Annotated in this window: 16 protein-coding genes; 11 read left to right on the top strand and 5 right to left on the bottom strand. The window is 68.9% G+C overall.

Annotation, left to right across the window (positions count from 1 at the left end):
• Window positions 1-74 precede the first annotated feature (74 nt).
• Entirely contained in the window at window positions 75-1,403 is a 1,329-nt protein-coding gene (gene purB, locus BUQ68_RS09320; protein ID WP_075215688.1) for an adenylosuccinate lyase, read from the top strand.
• 6 nt (window positions 1,404-1,409) lie between these two features.
• Here purB and BUQ68_RS09315 read toward each other — a convergent pair whose 3' ends face one another.
• Entirely contained in the window at window positions 1,410-1,871 is a 462-nt protein-coding gene (locus BUQ68_RS09315) for a type II toxin-antitoxin system VapC family toxin (RefSeq protein ID WP_139315188.1), read from the bottom strand.
• A gap of 333 nt (window positions 1,872-2,204) precedes the next feature.
• Here BUQ68_RS09315 and BUQ68_RS09310 point away from each other — a divergent pair, with 333 nt between their 5' ends.
• Window positions 2,205-2,942 carry a metallophosphoesterase family protein gene (locus BUQ68_RS09310; protein ID WP_075215686.1) on the top strand — a complete coding sequence of 246 codons (738 nt, stop codon included), beginning with the start codon at window positions 2,205-2,207 and terminating at the stop codon, window positions 2,940-2,942.
• Window positions 2,943-3,026: 84 nt separating this feature from the next.
• The gene (locus BUQ68_RS09305; RefSeq protein WP_075215685.1) at window positions 3,027-3,575 is read left to right on the top strand and encodes an RBBP9/YdeN family alpha/beta hydrolase; all 549 of its coding nucleotides are present in this window, start codon (window positions 3,027-3,029) and stop codon (window positions 3,573-3,575) included.
• Here BUQ68_RS09305 and BUQ68_RS09300 read toward each other — a convergent pair.
• The 3 genes from BUQ68_RS09300 to BUQ68_RS09290 form a co-directional block, all read right to left on the bottom strand.
• Window positions 3,541-5,703: a putative bifunctional diguanylate cyclase/phosphodiesterase gene (locus BUQ68_RS09300; protein ID WP_075215684.1), complete on the bottom strand. Its 2,163-nt coding sequence runs from the start codon at window positions 5,701-5,703 to the stop codon at window positions 3,541-3,543. The genes BUQ68_RS09305 and BUQ68_RS09300 overlap by 35 nt on opposite strands.
• Window positions 5,704-6,010: 307 nt before the next feature.
• Entirely contained in the window at window positions 6,011-6,778 is a 768-nt protein-coding gene (locus BUQ68_RS09295; protein ID WP_075215683.1) for an HpcH/HpaI aldolase family protein, read from the bottom strand.
• Between the two features lie 139 nt (window positions 6,779-6,917).
• On the bottom strand, window positions 6,918-7,241 hold the full coding sequence (locus BUQ68_RS09290) for a DUF1476 domain-containing protein (protein WP_075215682.1): 324 nt from the start codon (window positions 7,239-7,241) through the stop codon (window positions 6,918-6,920).
• 375 nt (window positions 7,242-7,616) lie between these two features.
• On the opposite strand from BUQ68_RS09290, the gene purC reads away from it, so the two are divergent.
• The 7 genes from purC to BUQ68_RS09260 all read left to right on the top strand — a co-directional run bounded on the left by purC (window position 7,617) and on the right by BUQ68_RS09260 (window position 11,861).
• On the top strand, window positions 7,617-8,414 hold the full coding sequence (gene purC, locus BUQ68_RS09285) for a phosphoribosylaminoimidazolesuccinocarboxamide synthase (RefSeq protein ID WP_075215681.1): 798 nt from the start codon (window positions 7,617-7,619) through the stop codon (window positions 8,412-8,414).
• A gap of 106 nt (window positions 8,415-8,520) precedes the next feature.
• Window positions 8,521-8,802, top strand: coding sequence for a hypothetical protein (locus BUQ68_RS09280; RefSeq protein WP_075215680.1), 282 nt, complete (start codon window positions 8,521-8,523; stop codon window positions 8,800-8,802).
• A complete protein-coding gene (locus tag BUQ68_RS09275) occupies window positions 8,799-9,227 on the top strand; it encodes a type II toxin-antitoxin system VapC family toxin (protein WP_075215679.1) in 429 nt (142 codons plus the stop codon). Before BUQ68_RS09280 ends, BUQ68_RS09275 begins: the two co-directional genes overlap by 4 nt.
• A 17-nt stretch (window positions 9,228-9,244) precedes the next feature.
• Window positions 9,245-9,487, top strand: a complete 243-nt coding sequence (purS, locus tag BUQ68_RS09270; protein ID WP_075215829.1) for a phosphoribosylformylglycinamidine synthase subunit PurS — start codon at window positions 9,245-9,247, stop codon at window positions 9,485-9,487.
• 5 nt (window positions 9,488-9,492) lie between these two features.
• On the top strand, window positions 9,493-9,612 hold the full coding sequence (locus tag BUQ68_RS24210) for a phosphoribosylformylglycinamidine synthase-associated small membrane protein (RefSeq protein ID WP_245293204.1): 120 nt from the start codon (window positions 9,493-9,495) through the stop codon (window positions 9,610-9,612).
• Window positions 9,613-9,712: 100 nt separating this feature from the next.
• On the top strand, window positions 9,713-10,384 hold the full coding sequence (gene purQ / locus BUQ68_RS09265; RefSeq protein ID WP_075215678.1) for a phosphoribosylformylglycinamidine synthase subunit PurQ: 672 nt from the start codon (window positions 9,713-9,715) through the stop codon (window positions 10,382-10,384).
• 58 nt (window positions 10,385-10,442) lie between these two features.
• A complete protein-coding gene (locus BUQ68_RS09260; RefSeq protein ID WP_075215677.1) occupies window positions 10,443-11,861 on the top strand; it encodes a pyridoxal phosphate-dependent decarboxylase family protein in 1,419 nt (472 codons plus the stop codon).
• Between the two features lie 7 nt (window positions 11,862-11,868).
• On the opposite strand, the gene BUQ68_RS09255 is transcribed toward BUQ68_RS09260, so the two are convergent.
• The gene (locus tag BUQ68_RS09255; RefSeq protein ID WP_075215676.1) at window positions 11,869-12,462 is read right to left on the bottom strand and encodes a Uma2 family endonuclease; all 594 of its coding nucleotides are present in this window, start codon (window positions 12,460-12,462) and stop codon (window positions 11,869-11,871) included.
• Between the two features lie 163 nt (window positions 12,463-12,625).
• Here BUQ68_RS09255 and purL point away from each other — a divergent pair, with 163 nt between their 5' ends.
• Window positions 12,626-14,833, top strand: coding sequence for a phosphoribosylformylglycinamidine synthase subunit PurL (purL, locus tag BUQ68_RS09250; protein WP_075215675.1), 2,208 nt, complete (start codon window positions 12,626-12,628; stop codon window positions 14,831-14,833).
• The last annotated feature ends 30 nt before the right edge of the window (window positions 14,834-14,863 follow it).

Genomic DNA, 14,863 nt, shown 5'->3' with positions numbered 1-14,863 from the left:
GTTGAGGCGCGCGGGGCTTCCTGATAGGTGGGGGGCGCTTTTTCCGCCCGTGCCCGACGCCAGAGGTTCCGCCCATGATCCCGCGCTATTCCCGCCCCGAGATGACGGCGATCTGGAGCCAGGAAACCAAGTTCCGCATCTGGTTCGAGATCGAGGCGCACGCGACGGACGCGCTCGCCGACCTCGGCGTGGTGCCGAAGGAGGCCGCCCGGACCATCTGGGAGAAGGGCGGGCCGGCGGTGTTCGACGTGGAGCGCATCGACGAGATCGAGCGCGTGACCAAGCACGACGTGATCGCCTTCCTGACGCATCTGGCCGACATCGTCGGGCCGGACGCCCGTTTCGTTCACCAGGGCATGACGTCGTCGGACGTGCTCGACACCTGCTTCAGCGTACAGCTGGTGCGGGCGACCGACCTCCTCCTGAAGGACATGGACGGCCTGCTGGCCGCGATCGAGCGGCGGGCGTTCGAGTACAAGGACACGGTCTGCATCGGGCGCAGCCACGGCATCCACGCGGAGCCGGTGACGTTCGGGCTGAAGATGGCCGAGGCCTATGCGGAGTTCGACCGCTGCCGGACGCGGCTTCGGCACGCCCGCGAGGAGATCGCCACCTGCGCCATTTCCGGCGCGGTCGGCACCTTCGCCAACATCGACCCACGGGTGGAGGAGCACGTGGCGGCCGCCCTCGGCCTGAAGCCGGAGCCGGTTTCGACCCAGGTGATCCCGCGCGACCGGCACGCCATGTATTTCGCCACCCTCGGGGTGATCGCCTCGTCGATCGAGCGCCTGTCGGTGGAGATCCGCCACCTGCAGCGGACGGAGGTGCTGGAGGCGGAGGAGTATTTCTCGCCGGGGCAGAAGGGCTCGTCCGCCATGCCGCACAAGCGCAACCCGGTGCTGACAGAGAACCTCACCGGCCTTGCCCGCATGGTGCGCGCCTACGCGATGCCGGCGATGGAGAACGTGGCGCTCTGGCACGAGCGGGACATCTCGCACTCCTCGGTGGAGCGGATGATCGGCCCCGACGCCACCGTGACGCTGGACTTTGCGCTCGCCAGGCTCACCGGCGTGGTGGACAAGCTCCTGGTCTATCCGGAGCGGATGGTCGCCAACATGGACCGGCTCGGCGGCCTCGTTCACAGCCAGCGCATCCTACTGGCGCTGACGCAGAAGGGCGTTTCGCGCGAGGACGCCTACCGGCTGGTGCAGCGCAACGCCATGAAGGTGTGGGACAGCTACCAGCAGGCGGGTGCCGCGGGCGTGGACTTCCTCGACGAGCTCCTCGCCGACGCGGAGGTGCGGGCGGCGCTCTCGGAGGACGAGATCCGCGACAAGTTCGACCTCGGCTACCACGTGAAGCACGTGGACACGATCTTCCGCCGGGTGTTCGGGCGGGCGTGAGGGGGCTCAGGGGTCGAGGTTGAGGACGGGAAGGTCGTCCGACGCGCGGAAGCGGCGATCGTTGGTGACGAGGAGGCGGCAGCCGCTCTCGATCGCCGAGACATGGTGGATGGCGTCCAGGAGCTTCAGCTTGGTGCGGGCGCCGTGAAGCGACGCGCGACGGGCCAGCGCTCCATCGAGCGGCAGGATGTCGACAGCACCCGAATGGAAGAGCCGGTCGAAGGCCAGGATGGACGCCTGCCAACCCTGCTGGGCGGGCTTGTAGAGGCATTCGGCGATGGTGAGTTCACTGGTGGTCAGGCGACAGCCGGCGTGGACCAGCCCGTCGAGCAAGGCTCTGGCGGCCGCGTGCTCCGCCCGGTCGAGCTGCACCACATAAATCCAGATGTTCGTGTCGACGTAGACCCGCGACCCGCCCGGGACGTCAATCATCGCCACGCAGGCGGCGGAGGTGGGCGTCGATCTCACGGGCGGTCCAGCCGCGGCTTTCCGCGGCACCCGCGCCGGCCACAGCGTCAAGAACGGCCAGAACACCCTCGGGGGTCATGTCCGCGTTTCCGGAAGACGGCCTTTCGGCGGCAGCCTTGATCGGTGGGCGGGCATCGGCGTTTCGACCGGCGGCATCGGTTCCGCGGGATAGTGCCTTGGCGGCGTAGGGGGTTTGGGCGGGCATGGCGGCGACCACTCATCGGTTTGGCGTACAAGGTAAGGAAAAATGACAGGCATGGCCAGCCCCGATCCGATAAGGCTTGATGAGGGCCGGGGCGCTTCATACCTCTCGCTTCTTGAACGGATCCGACCATGCGCATCGCCGTCGTCGCCGACATTCATGGAAATCTGCGGGCGCTCGAGGCGGTGGTGGCCGATCTGAGGGGGCAGGCGCCGGATCTTGTGGTGAACCTCGGCGACAGCGCCTCGGGGCCGCTGGAGGCGGCGGCGACAATCGAGCGGCTGGACGACCTAGGCTGGCCGACGGTGCGGGGCAATCACGACCGCTACCTCCTGGAGGAGGACGAGGCCGATCTCGGCGACTGGGACGCGGACGCGCTGCCGCAGCTGGAAAAGCGGCATCTGGCCTGGCTGGCGCTGCTGCCGCCGACGCTGGTGATCGGCGACGCCTTCCTCTGCCACGGCGCGCCGCGCTCGGACGAGACCTACCTGACCGAGCATGTGGCCAACCACGCCATGGTGCTGCGTCCGGCCTTCGAGATCCGCGCCATGGTGGAGACCGTGTCGGAACCGCTGGTGCTGTGCGGGCACACCCATTTGCCCCGCGTGGCGACGGTGCCGGACGGGCCGACCATCGTGAACCCCGGCAGCGTGGGCATCCAGGCCTTCGCGGACGACGTGCCGGCGCCGCACGTGGTGGAGACCGGCAGCCCGCACGCGCGCTACGCAGTGATCGACCAGCGGCGTCAGGGCCTCGACGTGCAGATCCGCGCCGTCGCCTACGACTGGGAGGCGGCGGCCGCCGTCGCCCGGGCGCGCGGTCGCGCCGACTGGGCGCACGCGCTCACCACCGGGACGGCGGCCCGCTGAGGTGCGCCGGCCGTGGGCGTTCGGCGGTGGACGGACCACGAGCCCTCTTGTCGCGAGGCGGCGATTCCCGGCACTCTCCTCCCCATGAAGACAGCCGAATGCGACATCCTGATCATCCCCGGCCTCGGCAACTCCGGGCCGGACCACTGGCAGACCCGGTGGGAGCGCAAGCTGCCGACCGCGCGGCGGGTTGAGCAGACCGACTGGGAGCGGCCCGACCGCGCCGCCTGGACCGCCCGCCTGGTGGCGGCGGTGGCGGCGGCGACGCGGCCGGTGGTGCTGGTTGCCCATTCGCTGGGCGTGATCGCCGTGGCGGAAGCTGCCCCGCTGATGGGTGACAAGGTGCGTGGCGCGTTTCTGGTGGCCCCGCCGGACGTGGCGCGGCCCGACATGCCGCCGACCATCCACCACAGCTATGGCGCCGCGCCGCGCGATCCCCTGCCCTTCCCGTCCATGGTGATCGCGAGCCGCACGGACCCTTATTGCGGCTTCGAGGCGGCTGACGAGATGGCGGCGGCCTGGGGGTCGGTGCTGGTGGATGCCGGGGACGCCGGCCACATCAACACGCAGTCCGGCCACGGGCCGTGGCCGGAAGGGCTCACCCGGTTCGCAACGCTTCTCGGTCGGATCTGACGGTTTCGGCGGCCGCCTCGACCAGAGGCCACACATCGGCGGAGGGGCCGGGCTTGCCGAAGAGGAAGCCCTGGACCAGCGGACACTGGAGGGCGGCGAGGCGGTCGAACTGGTCCTGTCGCTCGACGCCCTCGGCGGTGACCGTCATGCCGAGATCGCGACCGAGCCGGATGATGCTCTTCAACAGAATGAGCGCGGGCGACGCCGGGTCGTCAGGCGCCATCGCGCCGATGAAGCTGCCGTCGATCTTGATGGTGTCGATCGGCAGGCTGCCGAGATGGCTGAAGGCCGAATAGCCGCGGCCGAAGTCGTCGAGCGCGATGCGGACGCCGATGGCCTTCCAGGCCTCCAGGATGCTCCGGGCATCGGCTTCGTCGGCGAGGAAGACCGACTCGGTGATCTCCAACTCGAGGCGGTGGGCCGGCAGACGGGTTCGCCGGAGCGTTTCGGCGAGCGTCGCCGTGAAGCCGGGCTTGCGCAGCTGGAGCGGCGACACGTTGACGGCGACCCTCAGATGCTGCGGCCAGCGCATCGCCTCGCGGCAGGCGGTCTCCAGCACCCAGGCGCCAACCGTCTCGATCAGGTCGGCCTCTTCCAGGGCGGGGATGAATTCGGCTGGTGAGATCAGCCCCCGGGTCGGGTGACGCCACCGGAGAAGGGCCTCGAAGCCGGAGAGGCGGAGGTCGCGGATGGCAAACTGCGGCTGGTAGTGGAGCTCGAAGGCCCCGCCATGGACGGCGGACCGGACGTCCGACAGCACGGCCTGCCGGAGGGCCGCCACATCCTTGAGATGGGAGCGGAACAGCGCATAGCCGCTGCGCTTGGGGCGCCGGCCCTTCGCCTCGTACATGGCGAGGTCGGCCTCGATCAGGATCTCCCGGTCGTCGATCTCCGGAGCCCGGAGCTGGGCGACGCCAATGGAGCAGCCGATCCGCAGCACCAGATCGTGAAGGATGATCGGCCGGCCGACGGTTGCCAGGAAGCCCTCCGCCGTCGCGGCCAGATCGCCCTCGGCGGCGGCGCCTTCGGTCAGGACGATGAACTCGTCGCCGCCCATCCGGATGATCGCGCTGCCAGGGGGCGCGGCATCGGCCACCCGCTCTGCGACCGTCCTCAACACATGGTCGCCGACGTCGTGACCGTGGGTGTCGTTCACCGCCTTGAAGTCGTTGAGGTCGATCAGGAAGACGGAAAAGCCGTCGAGGGCCCCTCGCGCGATCCGTTCGCGGACGCGGCGCAAGCTTTCGGGGAGGAAGGCACGGTTGTGGCGGCCGGTGAGGGCGTCCTTGTAGGCAAGCTCGTGGAGGTCCCGCTCGCGCTCGCGCAGCTTGGCCTCGGCAAGGGCCTGGTCGGTCACATCGATGCGGCGCGACAGGGTCGCGCCGGTACGGGACCGCGAGCGGATGTAGATGTAGGTGCGCCCCGCGATCGACTGCACCTCGCGCTGACGGTGCGTGAGGGCGTTGGCCTTCTCGGCCCGCTGACGCAGGTAGGCATCCGGGTCCTCGCGGGCGAGCGGATCGTCGATGACGCCGGCCTCAAGATCGAGCCGGTACAAGTCCAGGTGGCGCCAGCCGATGAGGGAGGAACGGTCCGGATAATGCGGGAAGACCCGGTGATAGGCATCGTTCGTGAAGATGATCCCCTCGTCCTTGTCATAGAAGGAGATCGCCTCCTCGCTCTCCTCCAGGGCTTCGAGGACAAGTTGGGAGAGGCGCTTCTGATGAAGGGCCGATAGGCTGGCCGTCGCGAGCCGAACCAGGGCATCCAGCAGGAAAAGGTCGTCCGCCTCGCGCGGGCCGGCCTCCACGAGGATGCCGCCGAAGCCCCTTTCCGCGGTGGCCAGGCGGCGGTGCAGCAGATGAGCGCCCGCGTCCGCCACCTGGGGCGTACCGCCATGGAGCAGCCAAGCGTCCAGGTTCGCGACCCGGAACATGTCGGGTGGGTCAAGGATCGGGACTTCAGAGACGCTTCCGCTCGGCGAGACCGTGAAGGCGCCGAACCGGATCGTGCCCCAGGCCGCGGAGAGCCGGGTGCGGACCACGTCGACGATGCCCCCTGCCTGGACGCAGGACTGCATGTCGATCGAGGCCTCGACGAGTTGCCCGGACAGTGAAGTGAGACCCATCTGCCGTCCCGCCGGTTTGCCCATAAGCACCCATTTCGCATGCGCAGGGTGCAGCGAAATTCTGAAGATACTGCTGATGGCACGAATGACAAGGAACAGTCGCAGCCATAGGGCAGCCGTGCGCCAGCGGCGGGGCGGAAACGGCCGTCGGAGCGACGTCGGAACGGCGGCGGGGGAGCTCATCCCAAGTCCGTAAAGTCCCGACCTGGCGAGACTTTATGGGCGCCGGCAAGCCTGAACGAGCACAGGCTGGTTCGGCCGAAACGCCGGTGAAGGCCGGAGGCGTCCGAGCTTCACGAGCCGGGACTCAGCTGCGGGCGGCGGCGATCGCGGCCTTGGCGCCGGCGGTGAGATAGCCGAGGTCGCTCATGAGGGTGGCGAAGCGGAAGCCCATGCCAAAGCAGCGGCGGGCGTGCGCGGGGTCGACCGCGTAGATGCCGGCGATCTTGCCGGCCGCGCGGGCGGCATCGGCGATCGTCCGGAAGGCGGCGACGGCATCCGGCGCGTCCACATCGAGGGCGGCGCCGTTCGAGAGGGCGATCGACAGGTCGGCGGGGCCGACGAAGACGCCATCGATGCCGGGAAGCGCGAGGATCGCCTCCACGTTCCGCAGTGCCGTGAGGGTCTCGATCATGGCGATCGCGAGGGTTTCGCCGTTGGCCCCCGTGCGATAGGCCTCCGGGGTGCCGCCGGAGAGCTGCACCGCCCGGGTCGGTCCCCAGGACCGCGTGCCGAGCGGCGGGTATTTCACGAACGAGGCGAAGGCTTCGGCGTCGGCGACGGTCTCGATCATGGGGGCGATGACCGCGTCGGCGCCGGCGTCGAGGAGGCGGGACGCGGTGGCATACTCGCCGACCGGGATGCGCAGCATCGCCCGCCCGCCCGCGTGGCGGATGCCTGCGATGATGCGGGTGGCCGAAAGCATGTCGACCTGGCCGTGCTGGAGGTCGACGACCAGGGCCGAAAAGCCGGCCCGCACGCAGGCTTCCGCCACCAGCGGCTCGGGAAGGCTGATCCAGCCGGCGAGGATGGTGTCTTCGGTCTTGAAGCGCCCGGCGAGGGACGGATTCGTCATGTCAGCTCCGGGCAGGTGGTGCGCCGGGGCACGACGGCCCGGGCGCGAAGGGGCGATCCTCGGACTCAGGCGCCGCCGGACGCGTGACCGGGGCGATCCCGCGCCCCGGACCGAATTTCGATGAGGTGGCCGAGGGCGATCAGCCTTCGGACTTCACCTGGGCGACGGCGGTCGCCAGCAGCTCTTCCATGGTGCGCCGGATCTGGTGCTCCGAGACGGAGACGCCCTTGGCGGTCATGTCGCCGCTGACCTTGCGGTAGACGTCCTCCTCGCCGGCTTCCTCCAGGTCGGCCCGCACGACCGACTTGGCGTAGTCGTCGGCCTCGGTGCCGGAAAGGCCGATCTTCTCGGCAACCCAGAGGCCGAGCAGCTTGTTCCGCCGCGCGAGCGCCTTGAACTTCAGCGCCTCGTCGTGGGCGAACATGTCCTCGAAAGCCTTTTCCCGATTGTCGAAGCCGCTCATGACTCGTCTCCCCTATTCCGCGCCGTCGCCGGTTCGCGCCTTGCATATCGCCCGGACCACCCCAAATCAATGACACGTCCGGCCCTCCCATGTAGGTGGGGCCAAGGCCGAAGCGTAGTCCGGACGCGTCGGGATGCGACCACGGGTCCCGGTTGCCGGCGACAGAGATGCCCCCGCCCGGCCCGGCGCACGGGGCTGGCTCCGGCGGCGAAACGGCCGGAACCGCAACGGGATTGTGATCCTCGGGCCGATCGAGTAGTGTCCGCGCGACTGCGAGTGAGCGGGCGGAGCTACTCCGCCCGCTTTCGTCGCTTATGCCGAGGCGAACGACCCGATTTCACCCCCGGACCGTCTGGCCTGGCAAGAGCGAGTACAATGGATTTCATCAACAGACCACGGTACATCCCCATGAACCGCCGCCGGCGCATCTACGAGGGTAAGGCCAAGATCCTCTACGAGGGTCCGGAACCCGGGACCTTGATTCAGCACTTCAAGGACGACGCCACGGCGTTCAACGCGAAGAAGCACGAGATCATCGACGGCAAGGGGGTGCTGAACAATCGCATCTCCGAGTACGTCTTCACGCACCTCAACAACATGGGGATTCCGACCCACTTCATCAAACGGCTCAACATGCGCGAGCAGTTGATCCGCGAAGTGGAGATCATCCCGCTCGAGGTCGTGGTGCGCAACGTGGCGGCCGGCTCGCTCTCCGCCCGCCTCGGCATCGAGGAAGGCACGCAGCTGCCGCGCTCGATCATCGAGTTCTACTTCAAGAACGATGCGCTCAACGACCCGATGGTGTCGGAGGAGCACATCACGGCGTTCGGCTGGGCGACCCCCCAGGAGATCGACGACATCATGGCGCTCGCCATTCGTGTCAACGACTTCCTGGCCGGCCTCTTCCTCGGCGTCGGCATCAAGCTCGTCGACTTCAAAATGGAGTGCGGGCGGCTCTGGGAAGGCGACATGATGCGCATCGTCGTCGCCGACGAGATCAGCCCCGACAACTGCCGACTGTGGGATCTCTCCACCGGCGACCGGCTGGACAAGGACCGCTTCCGCAAGGACATGGGCGGGCTTCTGGAAAGCTACACGGAAGTGGCCCGCCGCCTCGGCATCCTCAACGAGGAAGGCCCGGCGCGCACGGGCGGCCCGACGCTGGTGAAGTGACAGCGGCACGGTGAGGCACTGCCTCCGGATTTATGCTAGGATGCGCCCGCCGGGGAGACCCGGCGGGCGTTTTCGTGTGGTGCGGACCGTGTTGGAGTGTCGAGCCATGTCGGAGAGCATACGCATCGAGATCGACGTGCAGGCCGGCGAAACCCTGGAGACGGTGGTCGAGCATCTGCAACGGGGCGACGACGTGATTCTCACCCGCGGCGGGCGGGTGCTGGGCCGCATGACGCTCGAAGACGATCCGGACGGTAAGCCGGATGCGGCGACGGTCGCCCGGCGACTCGCGGCATTGAAGGACATGGAGGCCTATCGGCGAACCCTGACCAACCCCCTGTCCGTCGACGAGATCCTGGAGATCGTCAAGGAAGGGCGGCGCGGTTGAGGCTGGTTGCCGACTGCTCGATCGTCACCGCGCTCTGCCTCGGCGAGGACGCGCCACAGTTCAGGGCGTCCATCGACGCGTTCCGGGCGGTCATGATGACCGCGACGGTGTTTGTGCCGTCGCTGTGGCCGACAGAGCTTGCGAACGCGATCGTCAACGCCGAACGGCGCCACCGGGTGGAGCCGTCGGACCGGGAGCGCCTGGTGGAGGACGGGTTCGCCATGTCTCCCGTCGTCGAAGAGGCACTGGACCGCGATGGACTGCTTCGGCTGATGGCGCTTGCGACCCGCCACGGACTCACCGTCTACGACGCGCTCTATGTCGATCTCGCGCTTCGCACCGGATCTGTCCTTGCCAGTCTCGACGGGGCCATGCTACGCGCCGCTCGCAAGGAAGGGATCGCCGTGCTCGGCGACCCGGCGTGATCTGGAGCTCCCATCCCATGAAAGCCCGCGTCATCATCACCTTGAAGTCCGGCGTGCTCGATCCGCAGGGACAGGCCATCGAGGGCGCCTTGAAGGGGCTGGGGTTCGGCGGGGTGGAGGGCGCGCGGCAGGGCAAGGTGATCGACCTGACGCTGGCCGAGACCGACGCGGACGCCGCCCGGGCCACCATCGCCGCCATGTGCGACAAGCTGCTCGCCAACACGGTGATCGAGAACTACACGATCGACATCCTCGGCTGACCGGCATGGCGGCGCCCGGCGACGACACCGGCCGGATGGTGCGCTTCCTGGTGGTGAAGGCGGCGATCTTCATCGGCATTCCGCTGGTGGCCACGGTCCTTGCCGTCGCCTTCCTGATGCCGTGACAACCGGCGCTGAAAATCGCGCGCCGTTCTGGACTTTGCCGCAGTCTTGGTTGAAAAGGGCGCTGATAAGCCCCCTCCCCGCTGATCAGGATCGCCCGCCATGCGCTCGGCCGTCGTCGTCTTTCCCGGCTCCAATCGCGAACGCGACGCCATCAGGGCGCTGACGTCAATCACCGGCGAGGCACCGGCGGTGGTGTGGCACCAGGACAGCACGCTTCCGGACGTGGACCTGATCGTGCTGCCGGGCGGTTTCTCCTACGGCGACTACCTGCGCTGCGGCGCCATCGCGGCGCGCTCGCCGGCCATGCAGGACGTGGCGCGGAAGGCGGCTGCCGGCGTGCGGGTGCTCGGGGTGTGCAACGGCTTCCAGATCCTGACCGAGGCGGGCCTCCTGCCGGGCGTCCTGATGCGGAACGCGCACTTGCGCTTCATCTGCAAGGAGGTGAAGCTGAAGGTCGCCAACCCGGACACGGACTTCACCCGCGCGTACGGGACCGAGCAGATCATCCGCTGCCCGGTCGCCCACCACGACGGCAACTTTTTCGCCGACGCGGAGACGCTGGCGCGGATCGAGGGCGAGGGCCGCGTGGCGTTCCGCTATGCGGAGGGCACGAACCCGAACGGGTCGATCAACGACATCGCGGGTGTTCTCAACGACCGGGGCAACGTGCTCGGCATGATGCCGCACCCGGAGAACCTGATCGAGGCGCTGCACGGCGGCCTCGACGGGCGCGGCGTGTTCGAGAGCGTGGTGAAGTCGCTCGCCGCCTGAGGCGCGGTCGACGGCGCGGCTAGCGGGCGGCGGCGCGCTGCGCTATAGGCCACCGGCCATGCAGATATCCGACTTCAAGACCTGGGCCGTCCGCGCCGCCGAATGGGCGGCCGACTACCGCCGCACCCTCCGCGACCGGCCCGTGCGGCCGAATCTGGCCTTCGGCGCCATCGCGGCCCGTCTGCCGGCCCGCGCGCCGGAAAAGCCGGAGCCCATGGAGACAATCGTCCGCGATTTCGAGGACCTGATCGTGCCGGGCATGACGCACTGGCAGCATCCTCGATTCTTCGCCTATTTCCCGGCGAACGCCGCACCGGCGGCCGTGGTGGCGGAGATCCTGATCTCGTCCATGGCGGCGCAGTGCATGCTGTGGCAGACCTCGCCGGCGGCGACGGAGCTGGAGATCACCGTCGTCGGCTGGCTGCGCGATGCGCTGGGCTTGCCGGACGGGTTCGCAGGGGTGCTGCAGGACAGCGCCTCGACGGCGACGCTTGCGGCGGTGCTGACCATGCGCGAACGCGCCCTCGCCTTCACGGGCAACCGGACCGGGCTCGCGGGCCGGCCTGCGGTGCGGGTCTACTGCAGCGACCAGGTGCATTCCTCCATCGACAAGGCCTGCTGGATTGCGGGCGTCGGAGAGGACAACCTCGTCAAGCTGCCGGGCCGCGGCCCCAGCAAAGGGCTGGATGCGGACGAGCTGGACGCGGCGATCCGGGCGGACCGCGCGGCGGGGCATCTGCCGGCGGGCGTGATCGCCTGCGTCGGCGGCACCAGCGTCGGGGCGAGCGACGACGTGGCGGCGGTGGTGCGGGTGGCGCGGGCGCACGGCCTCTTCGTGCACGTGGACGCGGCCTGGGCCGGGTCGGCCATGATCTGCCCGGAGTTTCGCGGACTCTGGGCCGGCGCGGAGGACGCGGATTCGATCGTCGTGAACCCGCACAAGTGGCTGGGCGCGCCGTTCGAGTGCGCCGCCCACTTCATCCGCGACCCGGAGAGCCACGTGCGCACGCTGGCGATCCAGCCGGAGTATCTGAAGACCTATGGGGAGACGCGGATCGTCAACTTCAGCGAATGGAGCGTGCCGCTCGGCCGGCGGTTCCGATCGCTGAAGCTGTGGTTCCTCCTGCGCGCCTACGGGCTGGAGGGACTGCGGACGATGATCCGCAACCATGTGGCCTGGGCACGGGACCTCGCCGAGACCATCCGGGCGAGCGAAGGCTTCGAGCTCGTCACCGAGCCGGTGCTGTCGCTGTTCGCCTTCCGCTGGACGCCGCCGGGCGCGACGGATCTCGATGCGGCCAACATCCAGCTGGTGGAGGCGGTGAACCGGGACGGGCGGGTCTACGTGACGCAGACCCGCCACGACGGGCGCATCGCCATCCGCATCCAGTTCGGGGCGTTCGAGATGACGGAGGGGGATGCGCGCGAGGGGTGGCGGGTAATCCGCGAGGTGGCGGCGGGGCTGGAAGGCGGGTGAGCCAGGATCATCGGTCCGCAACCACTTGGGAAAGCCCGGCGTAAACGTCCGCTAGCGACAGGGTCACGTCGATGCCTGGAAGCTGCATCGACTCGGCCATGCCCTCCTCGAGGTGCACCCAGGTCCATAGACTGTCGTCGGTCCGGATCACCGCACGGACCATGGGCGCGCCCTGCTCCACCATGATGTAGGCGCGAAGCGACGGGATCTCACGATAGGCGGCGAGCTTGATCGTCTCGTCCTTCTCCCGGGTCGTGCGCGAGAGGACCTCGACGAGAAGGACGGGGTTGCGGACCACGCGAGCCGCGTCGTCGGTGTCCTCGCAGGTGACGACCACGTCCGGGAAGAAGGTGGCCTCCGCGGCGTCCACCTGGACCCGCGCGGCCTCCTGGAAGACGCCGCAGGGAGAGCCGCGCTCGCGGAGCTGCCGCGAGATCGCAAACCCTATGTTGCCGACGATCCTGGCGTGGCCCAGCGTACCACCGACCATCATCTTGTAGATGCGGCCGCCGATCAGTTCCCAGCGCTCGCCCTCGGGCATCTCCTGGATGAGTTCCTCGTATTCCGCCAGCGTCCATGGCGGGTCGGATCGCATGCGCATGGTCGGCCTGTTCGTGGCTTCGCCCCAAGGCGATGTCGGTTCACGATGCTAGCACACGGGCGGCGCTTTTCCGCACCGTTCCGGCCCTCCTTCCTTGCACTCGCCGGGCTGCCGGTCTAATCCACCGGCTTGAAACCGCAGCGATCCTTGCGAGGCCTTCTCCGTGCTCCGGAACGACATCGCCATCACGCCCGACCTCGTCGCCTCGCACGGCCTGAAGCCGGACGAGTACCAGCGCATCCTGGACCTGATCGGCCGCGAGCCGACCATCACCGAGCTCGGCATCTTCTCGGCCATGTGGAACGAGCACTGCTCGTACAAGTCCTCCAAGAAGTGGCTGAAGACCTTGCCGACCACCGGCGACAAGGTGGTGATCGGCCCGGGCGAGAACGCGGGCGTGATCGACATCGGCGACGGCCAGGTGGCGGTGTTCAAGATGGAGAGCCACAACCACCCGTCCTATATCGAGCCCTATCAGGGCGCGGCGACGGGCGTCGGCGGCATTCTCCGCGACGTGTTCACCATGGGTGCCCGGCCGATCGCCGCCATGAACGCGCTGCGCTTCGGCGCGCCGGACCACCCGAAGACGCGGCACCTGGTGGCCGGCGTGGTGGCGGGTGTCGGCGGCTACGGCAACTCGTTCGGCGTGCCGACCGTCGGCGGCGAGGTGAACTTCCACCCGCGCTACAACGGCAACTGCCTCGTCAACGCCTTCGCGCTCGGCCTTGCCGACCGGGACAAGATTTTCCTCTCCGAGGCCAAGGGCGTCGGGCTGCCGGTGGTCTACCTCGGGGCGAAGACCGGCCGCGACGGCGTCGGCGGCGCCACCATGGCGTCGGCCGAGTTCGACGACCAGATCGAGGAGAAGCGCCCGACCGTGCAGGTGGGCGACCCGTTCACCGAGAAGCGCCTGCTGGAGGCCTGCCTGGAGCTGATGGCGTCTGGCGCCGTCATCGCCATCCAGGACATGGGCGCGGCCGGCCTCACCTGTTCGGCGGTGGAGATGGGCGCCAAGGGCGACCTCGGTATCGAGCTCGACCTCGACAAGGTACCGGTGCGCGAGGAGCGCATGACCGCCTACGAGATGATGCTCTCGGAGAGCCAGGAGCGCATGCTCATGGTGCTGGAGCCGGCGCTGGAGGGCGTCGCCAAGGCGATCTTCGCCAAGTGGGAGCTGGATTTCGCGGTGGTCGGCGTGACCACGGACGACCTGCGCTTCCGCATCAAGCACCAGGGCGAAGTGGTGGCCGACCTGCCGATCAAGGACCTCGGCGACCAGGCGCCGGAGTACGACCGGCCGTGGATTCCGCCGGCCCGGCCAGTGCTGATCGCGCCGGAGAGCGTGGAGGCGCCGGACGATCTGGCGGCCGCGCTCCTCACCGTGCTCGGCTCGCCGGACGCGGCTTCCCGCCGGTGGGTGTGGGAGCAGTATGACACGCTCGTCCAGGGCAACTCGGCGACGGTGCCGGGCGGCGACGCGGGCGTGGTGCGCGTGGACGGCACGACCAAGGGCATCGCCATGTCGTCGGACGTGACGCCGCGCTACTGCGAGGCGGATCCGTTCGAGGGTGGCAAGCAGGCGATCGCGGAGGTGTGGCGCAACATCACCGCCGTCGGAGCGACGCCGATCGCCGTGACCGACAACCTGAACTTCGGCAATCCGGAGAAGCCGGAGATCATGGGCCAGTTCGTCCACGCGATCAAAGGCCTCGGCGAGGCCTGCCGGGCGCTGGACTTCCCCGTCGTGTCAGGCAACGTGTCGCTCTACAACGAGACCAACGGCAAGGCCATTCTGCCGACACCGACCATCGTGGGTGTCGGGCTTTTGTCGGATATCGGACAGATGGCGACGATCGCCTTCAAGGCGGCGGGCGACGAGATCCTGCTCGTCGGCGGCCACGGCACCCATCTCGGCCAGTCGCTTTATCTGCGGGAGGTGCTGGGGCGCGAGGAAGGCGCCCCGCCGCCGGTGGATCTGGCGGTGGAGCGGCGGAACGGCGACTTCGTGCGCGCCCTGATCACCGCCAGACGGGTGAGCGCCTGCCACGATCTCTCGGACGGCGGTCTCGGCATCGCGCTTGCAGAGATGGCGATGGCAGGGTCGCTCGGCGCGAAGGTCTCCCTCGACGGGATCACCCCGCACGTGGCACTCTTCGCCGAGGATCAGGCGCGGTATCTGGTCACCGTTCCGGCCGGACAGGCCGAGGCGGTGGCGGCGGACGCCCAGTCGGCGGGCGTGCCGGTGGTGCGGCTCGGCACGGTGGGCGGCGACGCGTTGAACCTTGGCGCGGCGGGCGCCATATCGGTGGAGACATTGCGCGACACGCACGAAGGCTGGTTCCCCCGCTTCATGGGCGGGGAAGCGGCCTGACCGGCGGAGCGCGGGATCCAAAGGGGCCGT

Origin of the sequence: Mongoliimonas terrestris (genome assembly GCF_001927285.1) — a bacterium.
Taxonomy (GTDB): domain Bacteria; phylum Pseudomonadota; class Alphaproteobacteria; order Rhizobiales; family Pleomorphomonadaceae; genus Chthonobacter; species Chthonobacter terrestris.
The sequence above is the reverse complement of the archived record's forward strand: the minus strand, read 5'-3'. Positions and strand labels throughout refer to the sequence as shown.